The following is a 12,354-nucleotide window of genomic DNA, read 5'->3' as shown; positions in this document are numbered from 1 at the left end:
GGCTCTGCCTCTCGGGGGTTGGAAACATGCAGAAATACCGTGCCGTCCTGGCGCTGATCGTCGTGGCTGTTCTCGGGGTCACCGGGCTCGTCGTGTCATCCCCTGCGCAGGCCGCTGTGACAACGAAGCAGGCCTACGTCACGGCCCTCTACGCCGACTATCTCGGCCGCGTACCGTCCGCCGCTGAGTCCGACGGTTGGGTGAAGCAGTTGAAGACGAGTGCGCCGAACCGGATCATCGCCGACGGTTTCGTCAACAGCGACGAGTACCGGCTCATCCGTATCGATGCCGCATACGAATCCGTTCTCGGCCGCGAGTCGGAGCCCGCGGGGCGCCGTACCTGGTTGAACGGGATGCGGGGCGGCGCTCTGACGACAGACGACATCGAGAAGGAGTTCTACGCCTCGACCGAGTTCTTCTTCGGTCACGGCGGGACGAACAAGAGATTCGCCGCCGCCCTTTACAACGCGCTTCTGCACCGGACGGGAACAAACTCGGAGTGGTCGTTCTGGGGCGACCTCGCCGCGAAGAACGGACGCGCCTGGGTCATCGACCAGTTCTGGGACTCGTCGGAAACAATCAGTTCGCGGGTGAAGGCGATGTACACGCTGTATCTCGGCCGCGCACCCGATGCAGCAGGCCTCCGGACCTGGGTGAACGTCGCGTTGGCGATCGGGGACTCCGGGCTCCGGTCCGGGTTCACGAGCAGCCAGGAGTACTACCAGCGCTCGTACCTGCGCTTCGGCGGCACTGCTCCGGTACCCACACCGACGCCCACGCCCACATTCACCCCGAAACCCACACCTACGCCCACCCCGAAACCCACGCCGACCCCGACGCCTAAACCGACGCCGATCCCGACGCCCACGCCGACGCCCACCCCGAAACCCACACCTACGCCCACGCCGACGCCCACCCCGGAGCCCCCGATAGCGGCAGCGATCGAACGCGGCAGCACAGCCACTGGCGTCGCCTACACGTCATACCTCGACAGCATCCCCGACTACGGCTTCGTTCGCTGGACTGTCGGCGATGACGCACTCCAGCGGGACGACATCCCCACCGTGCTGTTCGTGCACGGATCCGGCGGGAAGTCCGATGCCTTCACCCACGGTGCGGAGTGGCAGGGGCTCCGGGACTACCTGGTCAACAACGGCTGGGCGTTCATCGAAGGAACAGGTGGGCCGACCACAGAGGCCGGTGAGCAGACCTGGGGCAACCAGACATCGCGGAACGCCTATCTGGCCTACGTCGACCACGTCGAGGGGAAGATCTCCGTCGGCGGGATCGTGCCCCTGGGGCGGTCGATGGGCGGGATCACCGCTGACTGGCTGTATCTCAAGAGCCCGATAGCGGACCAGTGCATGGGCCTCATCGTGAACTCCGGTGTGCAGACTCTCTCGTTCGGCACCATCGGCGCCAAGCGAAGCAACGATCGACCGACGATCGACTACTTCAACCGCGTGATGTCGCCGGCCTACGATGCGGATTCGATCGAGGATCTCGCCGAGCTCTCGGCCCCGTTCGACCCCTACAATCTGCCCGCCTCGGCATGGGACGGAGCGAGAGTGCTGCAGCTCGTCGGCGACAACGACACCATCGTCTCGCCGGACACCCGCGGCGCCTATCCGTTGCGGGCGAAGTATGCGGGGCATCCTGAGATCGACAGGCTGGATGTTCGGGCTGGCGGGGATCACTCGGCAGCGAACGGATCAGCGCTGCAGCTCGGCGCGATGACGAAATTCCTCTACGACGTGCGACGGCTCGGTTAGTCGGTCCGCTCCGCTCAGCGTGCCGGCAGGAACGGTTTGATTCGCTGGTACAGGGCGTCGGAGAGCGTGCTGCTGAAGGTCGCTGTCAGGTGATGCGAATCCCGGTAGACGATCACGTTGCCGATGATATTGGGGCAGGTCGACTCATTGCAGATGTAGTCGTTCATGGTGATCGGGGTGGCTGCTGCGGCGAGTGCCCCCGCGGTCTCGGCCGCCTCTATTGCCTTGTTGATGGCTGACTTCCGGGTTGCATCACAGGTCGTCGTGTCGTCCAGGTGCGCAGAGAGGCAGATGGCAGGAGTGGCGCCCTGGTTCGGCGTGTCGTGGATGACGATAACCGGCACGCCGGAAGGGAGAGAGTCGATCATGTCAGTGACCCCCTTCTGCCAGCGGTCAGCGTAGTTCGCATTTCCCCCGACCAGCTGGGCAGCACCGTCGTTGGACAGGATGATCAGGTCGGGTGGATGCGCGTTGAGGCGCGCCACGACCCCGTCCCGCCACGTGTTGCAGGATTTGTAGGGGCTGTTCCCCTGCAGAACCTTCAGGTCGACCGACGGACACGAGCTCTTCGTGTTCGAGTCGAGGCGAATCTCTCCGCTCTCGGCGGCAGTGTCGAGGGCAGGGAACCACTGTGCTGCGTGCGAGTCGCCGAAGAGCACTACTTCAGGCGCATCCGGGTCGGTGCCGAAATGGCAGCCACTGGCGTCGGTCGAATCGAATCTCCGATGGCAGTCGTCCGCGTAGATCGAGGGGTTGTCGTCGCTGACCTTCTGAAGGTCCGGACTCACGTTCGACGGAACGAAGCCGGTGCCTGCTGGCTCGAGCGACCCCGGGGCGGGCGCAGCGACGATACCGGAGTTGAGAGGCATGCGTTCCGTGACCAGGGACGCTCCACCGGTGAGCCCGACGATGGCCACACTGGCGATGAGCGCAGCGAACAGTGTTCTACGCGGCCTGGCGCGGGAGAGGAACCCAGCCTTTCGCAGAGGGTTCTCGATCAGACGGTTGAGCAGCACGGCGAGGGGAACGGCCAGGAGGCCGAGCAGCAGGGTGATGTGCAGGGGCAACGGATGCTCCCGTCCGACCGCTTCCTGCGGAATCACCAGCAGAGGCCAGTGAACGAGGTAGAGCGAGTACGAGATCTCCCCGATGAAGAGCATGGGGGGGATGCTGAGGGCACGGAAGGGGCTCCAGCGGTGAGCACCGGTTCCGCCGATGATTACGAGACCGGTCGCGATGACGGGCAGGGCGGCCGCGTAGCCGGGAAAGAGGGTGGACGAATTCAGCACGAATGCGCTGGCGACCAGGCCCGCGACGCCGATCCAGCCTCCGACCGCTGCGACCCGCCCCACGGCCCAGCTGGGCTCTTTGGCGAGAAGGAACGCAATGATGCCGCCCGCGCCGAGCTCCCAGGCGCGGGTGGGAAGCGTGAAGAACGCAATCGGCTGTGAGACGGAACTGAGCACCAGACCGAGGATGAACGACACCACTGTGAGCGTGACGACCACGATGAACAGACCTCGGCGTGACCGGCGGAAGGCGAGAAAGGCCAGCATCAGGATGGCGGGCCAGAACAGGTAGAACTGCTCCTCGATGCCGAGTGACCAGTAGTGCTGGAAGACGGACGGTGCGGTTTCGGAGAGGTAGTTCGTGCCCTGAGCCGCGAAGAGCATGTTCGGCACGTAGAGCGCGGTGGCGATTGCGCCCTGGAATACGCGGTCGAGCGCAAGCGGGGGCATGAAGATCGCTGCGGCGATGACGGTCAGCACCACGACCGTCAAGGAGGCCGGGAGGATCCGGCGCGCCCGTCGGGCGTAGAAGTCGGCGAACCCGATCCTGCCGGAGGTTTCGAGGCTCCGAAGCAGATGACTGGTGATCAGGAACCCGGAGATGACGAAGAAGACGTCCACCCCGGCGAAACCGCCCGTGAGGAACGGAACCCCGGCGTGGTACAGAACGACCAGAGCGACGGCGATGGCGCGCAGACCTTGGATGTCGGTGCGAAAATGCGAACGGTTCGTCATAGATCCCCCAATGGCGGACTTTCAATCCCGAGCCGAGTTTATCTGTCTAAGTCCCGGCGTCGAATGTGTGGTTGACTGTGGGGCCTATCGATCAGGGCGGATGAGGAGTACGGATGTCTGACGGACTGCGCTGGGGAATTCTCGGCACCGGAGGCATCGCGACCTCCTTCGCCACCGACCTGCAGGCGAACGGGTTCCAGCTGACGGCTGTCGGCTCTCGATCGGAGCAGTCGGCCAGCGAGTTCGCCGGTCGGTTCGGCGGCATCACCGCCCACGCGAGCTATGAGCAGCTCGTTGCCGACCCCGACGTCGACGTGGTCTACGTGGCGACGCCGCATCCGTTCCACGAGGAGAACGCGCTGCTGGCCATCCGCGCGGGGAAGCATGTGCTCGTCGAGAAGGCGTTCACCCTGAACGAGAAGCAGGCGCGGTCGATCGTCGACGAGGCCGCGAGCGCCGGTGTCGTGGTGATCGAGGCGATGTGGACCCGGTTTTTGCCGCACATGGTGCGGATCCGCGAGATCATCGCGGCCGGCACGCTCGGCGACGTGCGGACGGTGCTCGCCGACCACAACCAGAAGCTCTCGGCCGACCCCCAGCACCGTATCAACGCCCTCGAACTGGGCGGCGGGGCACTGCTCGATCTCTCGATCTACCCGGTCTCGTTCGCTGTCGACATGCTCGGGCTGCCGACCGCTGTGCTGGCGAGTGCGACGATGACGGCGACCGGGGTCGACCGGCAGACCGCGATCATCCTGACGCACGCGGGAGGCCGGCAGTCGGTGCTGCATTCGGCGCTCGACACCGCCGGCCCGACGGCGGCCTCGGTGCTCGGCACGGAGGCCCGTATCGACATCGACCAGACCTGGTACGCGCCGACGACGTTCCGGATGATCGACTCGGAGCAGAACGTGATCGAGGAGTTCGATCATCCGGTCACCAGCCGTGGCATGCAGTACCAGGCCTGGGAGCTCGAGCGCGTGGTCGCAGCCGGCGAGACCTCCAGCCCGCTCCTGCCTGCCGAGCAGAGCGTGGCGATCATGGGCGTGCTCGACGAGGTTCGACGACAGATCGGGCTGGTCTACCCGGGCGAGTGAGGCCCGGGATCGGGTCTCTGAGGCGCTCGCAGGGGCTGCTGGTACAGTGACCGGATGCCCGGCCATTCCGCTCCGCTGAGCACCCGGCGCCGGCGCGTCGTGGTCGCGGGTGCGTGGGTCGCGCTCGCGCTGCTGGGCGCGGGATCGTTCGTCGGAGGTGCCGCGTTCGCGTCGGCGCAACCGGAAGCCGCGGTCGCACCCACAGTCTCCGCGGTGCCGACGCCTGCTCCCACAGCGACCGGTCCGGTCATCGAGCGGCGGCCCCAGCCCACAGCGGCCGCAGCGCCGACGATCGTGCGCACCTGTTCGGTGGATGCGCTGGCCTCCGCCGGCGGGCTCGGTACCTTTCAGGGCACGATTCGCGAGGCGTCGACGGGGAGCATCCTGTTCGACCGCGCGGGGGACCAGTTCTCGCGGACCGCCAGCGTGATGAAGGTGCTCACCTCGGCGGCCGCACTCGCGGTTCTCGGGCCCGACCACCGCGTGACGACGACGGTGGTGCGGGGTGCAACTCCCGGTGAGGTCGTGCTCGTCGGCGGCGGCGACGTGACGCTTGCGAGCGGCTCCTCGAACATCTACAACGACAGCGCATCGATGAGCGACCTGGCGAACCAGGTCAAGGCCGCCTGGGCGGCCGACTCCTCGACGGCGGGCAGCGCCATCACGGCGATCACCCTCGACGCCTCGCTGTTCTCCGGCGAGACCTGGCAGTCGTCGTGGAACAGGATCGAGCAGACCGAGGGGTCGACAGCGGAAGTCACGGCGCTGATGGTCGACGGCGACCGGGCGAACCCGTCCGCCGACACGTCCCCGCGAGGGGATGACCCGGTCGCGCGGGCCGGGGCGGCCTTCCGCTCGGCCCTCGGATCGCTCGCCTCCGGCGCGCGACTCGCCGAAGGGTCGGCCGCGGCCGGTGCGGGCGCACTCGGCTCCGTGCAGTCCGCCCCCGTTTCGACGATGGTGCAGGAGGCGGTGCTCCGCTCCGACAACACCGAGGCGGAGATGCTCGCCCGGCTCACCGCCATCGCGCTGGGGGCCGGATCGTCGTTCTCGGCCCTCCAGGCCGCCATTCCCGCCGCGTTGCACGATGCCTACGGCCTCGACCCCACCGGTCTCGTCATCGTGGATGGATCGGGCCTCAGCGACGACGACGCTGTGTCGGCCCGGTACATCACCCTCCTGATGGACAAGGTCAACGCCCGTGAGGGCTCCCTCGGGGTGCTGCTGGACGGGCTCCCCGTGGCGGACCAGACGGGTACCCTCTCGTACCGGTTCACGGGTGCGAACTCCGTGGTCGACGGCAAGGTGATGGCCAAGACGGGTTCCATCGATTCGGGCAACATGCTCGCGGGGGTCGTGCACGCGGCGGACGGGTCGGTGCTCACCTTCGCTTTCTTTGCTCTCGGCAGCCAGCTCGGCTCCGGGCGGGAGGCCCTCGACGCCCTCACCGTGGGTGTGTACGAATGCGGCAATGCCCTGTCGAACGGCTGAGGCCAGTAGGGGGGGCAGCGATGAAGGCGGGCAGTGGGCGGCCGGGCAGGGTGCAACCGCACGGTCGTAGAATTGTGGCGAGCATCGGCGGTGCGGATCCGACACCCCGCCTCGTGCGCTGAAGGAGGACACCGTGACGAAAGCACTGTTCATCATCGACGTGCAGAACGACTTCACGGAGGGCGGAGCGCTCGGTGTCACCGGTGGCGGGGCCGTGGCTGCGGGCATCTCCGCGCTGTTGGCTGGGCATCCCAGCACCTATGACCTCGTGATCGCCTCGCGCGACTGGCACGATGCCGACAACGACAACGGCGGCCACTTCGCCGGCGACGAGCAGCCGGACTTCATCACGACGTGGCCCGTGCACTGCGTGGCCGGCACCCCTGGTGCCGACTATCACGACGCCCTGACGGAGGAGTCGATCACCCACCACGTGCAGAAGGGCCAGGGCGAACCGGCCTACTCGATCTACGAGGGGACCACCGAAGAAGGCGGTACGGTGCACCAGCTTCTCGACGAGCACGGAGTGACCGAGATCGACATCGCGGGGCTCGCCACGGACTACTGCGTTCGCGCGTCGGCACTGGACGCAATCGAGCACGGGCGTCACGTGCGCGTGCTCACGGACCTCGTCGCGGGCGTCGACCCCCGGTCCAGCGAAGCGGCCCTCGCCGAACTCGGGCACGCGGGCGCCGAACTCATCCTCTCGACCTCGGTCGACGAGGGGTGAGTGGTCCGGGGCTCCGAACCCTGATCGAGATCGACGATCTGAGTGACCCGCGCCTGGCCGACTATTCGCACCAGACCGACGTCGCCCTCCGCAAGGCGCAGCACTCCGAGCACGGGATCTACCTCGCCGAGTCCGCCCTGGTGCTGGAGCGGGCCGTGCGCGCCGGTCACATGCCCCGATCGGTCCTCGCCCTGGGGGGCTCTGTGGAGGCTGCTGCCCAAGCGCTGGGACCGTATGCCGCCACGACTCCGATCTTCGTCGGGCCGGGCGAACTGCTCGCGGAGCTGACCGGGTACATCCTGCACCGCGGGATCGTGGCGGCGATGAACCGCCCGGCGCTCGCCACGGTCGAGGAGCTGCTCGCAGACGCCCGACTTGTCGTCGTTCTCGAGAACGTCGCCGACCCGACGAACGTGGGAGCGATCTTCCGCACGGTCGCGGCCATCGGAGCGGATGCCGTTCTGGTGACGCCGCGCTGTTCCGATCCCTTCTACCGGCGGGCCATTCGCGTGAGCATGGGCACGGTGCTCCAGGTTCCGTGGACGCGTACGGGAGACTGGCCGGAGCTCGCCGCCACGCTCCACGGGGCAGGGTTCGGCATTGCGGCGCTCGCGCTGGCCGAGGGAGCCGTCTCGCTGCGGGACTTCGCGGCATCGGCTGCCCGGCCCGCCAGGCTCGCCCTGGTTCTCGGCGCGGAGGGCGATGGACTGACACCGGAAGCGCTCGCTGCCGCAGACACCATCGTGAGCATCCCGATGGCGCACGGAATCGACTCCCTGAACGTGGCGGCCGCCAGCGCGGTGGCACTCTGGGCGGTGTCGGGGTGAGCGCACCGGCCCGGCTGGCCCCTCCGGCAGGCCGGGCCGGCCGGCTACTCGCCCGCTTCGGCGGGTGAGCCCGGTGAAACCCATTAACGTTAGAACGACACATTCCGACCGAGGAGCCCGCCCCGCCATGGTGCCCGACCAGCCTGCGTTCGCCGACGCGCCGCTCGTAACGACTGCCCCTGCCGCCGAACCCGTGCGACCCCACGACATCGGTCGCCTGACGATCCAGTGCGCCGACCAGCCCGGAATCGTCGCTGCCGTCGCGGGTTTCCTCGCCGAGCACGGTGCCAACATCACCGAGCTCGGTCAGTTCTCGACCGACTCCGAGAACGGCGAATTCTTCCAGCGGACGGTGTTCCACTGCGAGAACGTCGCCGACCGGCTCGCCGAACTCGACGGAGACTTCGCCGCGCAGGTGGGCCGCCGCTTCGGCATGACCTACACGTTCACGAGTGCGGCCTCGCCGAAGCGCGTGGCGATCATGGTGTCGAAGTACGATCACTGCCTGCTCGAACTTCTCTGGCGCAACAAGCGCGGCGATCTCGACATGGACATCACCCTGGTGATCTCGAATCATGAGGACCTCCGTGCCGACGCCGAGAGCTTCGGCGTTCCGTTCGTGCACATCCCGGTCTCCAGGGCGAACAAGGCCGAAGCCGAGGCGCGGCAGCTGGAGTTGCTCGCCGGCAACGTCGACCTGGTGGTCATGGCACGGTACATGCAGATCCTCTCCGCCGAGTTTCTCAGCGCGGTAGGCTGCCCGGTCATCAACATCCATCACTCCTTCCTGCCGGCCTTCGCCGGCGCAGGCCCCTACCTCAAGGCAAAGGAACGGGGCGTCAAGCTCATCGGTGCAACCGCCCACTACGCCACGGCCAACCTCGACGAGGGGCCGATCATCGAACAGGATGTGGTGCGCGTCAGCCATCGCGAGAGCGTGGCCGAGCTCGAACGCCGCGGAGCCGAGGTCGAGCGGAGCGTTCTGGCGCGTGCGGTGCAGTGGCACTGTGAGGATCGTGTGATGACATACGGGAATTCCACCACCATCCTCTAGGGCTGCGGCCCCGGGGTGAGGCATCTGTGGAGAACTTCCCACAGATCGTGATTGTGAAGGAGAAGAACATGGCAGAGGCCGGAATCATCGACGGCAAGGCCGTGGCAGCGCGGGTGCGCGAACAGCTGAAGACCGACGTGGCGGAGTTCACCGCCCGCACCGGCATCCAGCCGGGACTCGCGACTGTGCTGGTCGGCGGCGATCCCGCATCCGAGGTCTACGTGGCCAGCAAGCGCAAGATGTCGGTGGCGGCGGGCATGGCCGACCTGCACCAGCACCTGCCGGAGGATGCGACGCAGGCGGAGGTCGAAGGGTTGCTGGGGCAGCTCGCGGCGAATCACGCCGTCTCGGGCATCCTGCTGCAGCTGCCGGTGCCCGCACACCTCGATGCGGCGGCCCTGATCGAGCTGATCCCCTTCGAAAAGGATGTCGACGGACTGACGACGATGAGTGTCGGCCTCCTCGCACAGGGCAAGCCGGGACTCCGCCCGTGCACCCCGTCCGGTGTGATCGAGCTGCTCGACGCCTACGATGTGCCCGTCGAGGGCGCGAGGGTCGTGGTGATCGGCCGCTCGGAACTCGTCGGCCGACCGGTTGCGCAGCTGCTGGTGAACCGCAATGCGACCGTGACGATCGCGCACTCGCGCACGAAGAATCTGGCGGACGTGTGCCGCGAGGCGGACATCATCGTCGCGGCCGTCGGAGTGAAGGGCCTGGTCACGGGCGAGTTCGTGAAGCCCGGTGCGACCGTCATCGACGTGGGCATCCACCGCGGGCCGGAAGGCCTCAGCGGCGACGCCGACTTCGCATCGGTCTCGGAGGTGGCGTCACTCGTGACGCCGGTGCCCGGCGGCGTCGGCCCCATGACGATCGCGATGCTGCTGGCGAACACGCTTCGCGCGGCCGAACTGCAGTACGCGCTCGCCGACTGACCCCCCCACCCCTCCCGCTGCGCAGCGGTCGAGGACCGATCGAGTCGGGAGTATCAGTCGCTCCACGAAGCCCGGAGCGACAGCTACTCCAGACTCGAGGCGGGCGACGGGCGGGGTGGCCGGCGCGGGCGGGAGCGTGCGGCGGGCGCGGCGGCCGGGCGGGGCAGGCGTGCCGGGCGGCGCGCGCCCGGAGCGCGCGGCTCAGACGAGCAGCTGCCGCTTCGCCAGCTCCCGGTAGAGCGGCGTCGACACCACGAGCTCCGAGTGCGTCCCCACGCCGACCACGCTGCCGTGGTCGAGCACGATGATCAGGTCGGAGTCGACCACGGTCGAGAGCCGGTGCGCGATCACGATCAGCGTGCGGTTCTCCGCCACGGCGTCGATCGCCTCGCGGAGCATCTGCTCGTTGAGGCCGTCGAGGCTGGAGGTGGACTCGTCCAGCAGCAGGATCGGGGGAGCGGCCAGCAGAGCACGCGCGATCGCGAGCCGCTGGCGTTCGCCGCCGGAGAGCATCACGCCCTCCTCGCCGACCGGGGCATCGAGCCCCTGCGGTGAGCGCTCCAGCACTTCGAGCAGGTTGACGGCGCCCAGCACCGCGGTGCACTGCTCGTCGGTCGCGTCAGGCGTCGCGAGCAGCAGGTTGGAGCGGATGCTCCCGGCGAGCACCGGCGCGTCCTGCTCGACGTAACCGATCTGGGAGCGGAGCTCCTGCCGGTCGAGAGCGCGGATGTCGATCCCGCCGACGCGGATCACCCCCGACGTCGGGTCGTAGAACCGCTCGATCAGGGCGAGAATGGTGCTCTTGCCCGCACCCGAGGGCCCGACGAGCGCGATGCGCTTTCCGCGCGGCACGCTGAAGCTCACGCCGCGCAGCACGGTTGTGCTCTGGATGCCCGGCCCACCCGTCGCACGCGATCCGAGTGTGGCGAGGGATTCCCGCGCCCCGATCGCGCTGGGATCAGACCCGCCCCCGGCTCTCGCCGTACCCCCGGGCAGGCTGTCCGCCGGCGTAGCCGCCACACCACCTGCTGTTGCTGCTGGCGACGCTGCTGCCGGCGACGCTGCTGCCGGCGACGCTGTTGCCGGCGTACCGGGCCCGGAGAGATCGCCCCGGGCATCCACCGACCCGTCTCCCGGCACGGCACCCTCGGCATACGCGAATTCGACAGCCTCGAACTCGACGGCGAGCTCGACCGCGGCAGCATCGAACGCGCCTGCCCCGAACCCGGCACCATCCGATGCACCGGCACCGGCACCGACCCCGGCCGCCGCGCCACGCACGTGCAGCGGCACGTCATCGCGGTCGGTCTGGCCCTCGATCGGGAGGTTGATGATCTCCTGGATGCGCCCCAGCGCCCCGAGCGCCGAGTTCACCGAGGTGAACGCGCCGAAGGCCTGCCCGAGCGGCAGGATCATCAGGAAGAGGAAGAGGATGAACGACACGAGCGAGGCGATCGAGGTCGCGCCGCTCGCAACACGGTAGCCGCCCACCCCGATCACGGTGAGGAAGGCGACCTGCATCGCGATTCCGGCGACAGGCACGACGAGCGCGGAGATCTTCGCGACCTGGATGCCCATCTGCCAGGCGCCTTCCGCGTCTTTCTCGACAGCGGCGACCTCGCGATCGGTGGCGTTCGCGGCGCGAACGGTGCGCACCGCCGTGATGGCCCGTTCGACGCTCGCGGCCAGGTCGCCCACCTTCTCCTGGGCCTTGCGGCTGGCCACGCGGATGCGCGCGGAGAGCAGCACGACGACCACGATCGAGACACCGACGACCAGCACGGTCAGCCCGAGCAGCACCGGGTCGATGATGAGCATCGCGATGAGGGCTCCGACAAAGGTCAGAGAGCCGCCGATGGCCTCCACGAGGCCCTGGGTGAGCACCGCACGGAGGAGCGTCGTGTCCGACCCGACGCGCGACACGAGGTCGCCGGTGCGTCGGACATCGAATTCGCGGATGGGCAGGTTGAGCATCCGCCGCACCAGCTTGCGCCTCGACGACAGCACGACTCCTTCGCCGGTGCGCTGCAGGAGGTAGTGCTGGAAACCGCTGATCAGGCCGGAGACCACAACCAGCGCGACAAGCGCCCAGACCAGGCCGGAGAGACTCTGGTTGTTCGTGACGAGAGTGATGACCTGGCTGACGAGAAGGGGCTGGGCGAGGCTGGCGGCCGCTCCCAGCACGCTCAGCACGATCACGAAGGCGAGCACCTTCTTGTGCTCGAGGAGGTAGGGGAGGAGGTCGCTGAACCGGGCCCGGGGGCCGCCGTCGTCTTTTCCTCTGCGGCGGCCGCGGGGTTGTGCAGTATTCGTCATGGCTACTTTCGATCCCCTCAAGTTTAGGTTGCGCCAGACACAGAAGGGCGCCCCGGCCAGTGGATGACCGGGGCGCCCTTCGAGCGTGAAGCAGAGTGTGTGGCGAGGGCC

General features: G+C 68.0%; 9 protein-coding genes. 7 read left to right on the top strand and 2 right to left on the bottom strand.

Features of this window, described 5'->3' with window-relative positions:
• The first annotated feature begins 26 nt into the window (after window positions 1–26).
• Window positions 27–1,772 carry a DUF4214 domain-containing protein gene (locus FB464_RS11240; RefSeq protein ID WP_116413783.1) on the top strand — a complete coding sequence of 582 codons (1,746 nt, stop codon included), beginning with the start codon at window positions 27–29 and terminating at the stop codon, window positions 1,770–1,772.
• Between the two features lie 14 nt (window positions 1,773–1,786).
• Here FB464_RS11240 and FB464_RS11235 read toward each other — a convergent pair whose 3' ends face one another.
• Complete coding sequence (locus FB464_RS11235) at window positions 1,787–3,796, bottom strand: acyltransferase family protein (RefSeq protein WP_116413784.1); 2,010 nt, start codon at window positions 3,794–3,796, stop codon at window positions 1,787–1,789.
• Between the two features lie 113 nt (window positions 3,797–3,909).
• On the opposite strand from FB464_RS11235, the gene FB464_RS11230 reads away from it, so the two are divergent.
• The 6 genes from FB464_RS11230 to folD all read left to right on the top strand — a co-directional run bounded on the left by FB464_RS11230 (window position 3,910) and on the right by folD (window position 9,927).
• Window positions 3,910–4,893 carry a Gfo/Idh/MocA family protein gene (locus FB464_RS11230; protein ID WP_116413785.1) on the top strand — a complete coding sequence of 328 codons (984 nt, stop codon included), beginning with the start codon at window positions 3,910–3,912 and terminating at the stop codon, window positions 4,891–4,893.
• A gap of 54 nt (window positions 4,894–4,947) precedes the next feature.
• Complete coding sequence (locus FB464_RS11225; protein WP_116413786.1) at window positions 4,948–6,384, top strand: D-alanyl-D-alanine carboxypeptidase/D-alanyl-D-alanine-endopeptidase; 1,437 nt, start codon at window positions 4,948–4,950, stop codon at window positions 6,382–6,384.
• Window positions 6,385–6,517: 133 nt separating this feature from the next.
• On the top strand, window positions 6,518–7,114 hold the full coding sequence (locus FB464_RS11220; protein WP_116413787.1) for an isochorismatase family protein: 597 nt from the start codon (window positions 6,518–6,520) through the stop codon (window positions 7,112–7,114).
• On the top strand, window positions 7,111–7,941 hold the full coding sequence (locus FB464_RS11215; RefSeq protein ID WP_211327299.1) for a TrmH family RNA methyltransferase: 831 nt from the start codon (window positions 7,111–7,113) through the stop codon (window positions 7,939–7,941). The genes FB464_RS11220 and FB464_RS11215 overlap by 4 nt, the downstream gene beginning before the upstream one ends.
• A gap of 127 nt (window positions 7,942–8,068) precedes the next feature.
• Window positions 8,069–8,995 carry a formyltetrahydrofolate deformylase gene (purU, locus tag FB464_RS11210; RefSeq protein ID WP_116413788.1) on the top strand — a complete coding sequence of 309 codons (927 nt, stop codon included), beginning with the start codon at window positions 8,069–8,071 and terminating at the stop codon, window positions 8,993–8,995.
• 68 nt (window positions 8,996–9,063) lie between these two features.
• On the top strand, window positions 9,064–9,927 hold the full coding sequence (gene folD / locus FB464_RS11205; protein ID WP_116416441.1) for a bifunctional methylenetetrahydrofolate dehydrogenase/methenyltetrahydrofolate cyclohydrolase FolD: 864 nt from the start codon (window positions 9,064–9,066) through the stop codon (window positions 9,925–9,927).
• 201 nt (window positions 9,928–10,128) lie between these two features.
• Here folD and FB464_RS11200 read toward each other — a convergent pair whose 3' ends face one another.
• Window positions 10,129–12,243, bottom strand: coding sequence for an ABC transporter ATP-binding protein (locus FB464_RS11200; RefSeq protein WP_116413789.1), 2,115 nt, complete (start codon window positions 12,241–12,243; stop codon window positions 10,129–10,131).
• Window positions 12,244–12,354 lie beyond the last annotated feature (111 nt).

The organism is Subtercola boreus (genome assembly GCF_006716115.1).
GTDB lineage: Bacteria > Actinomycetota > Actinomycetes > Actinomycetales > Microbacteriaceae > Subtercola > Subtercola boreus.
This window is presented reverse-complemented; position numbering and strand designations above follow the sequence as displayed.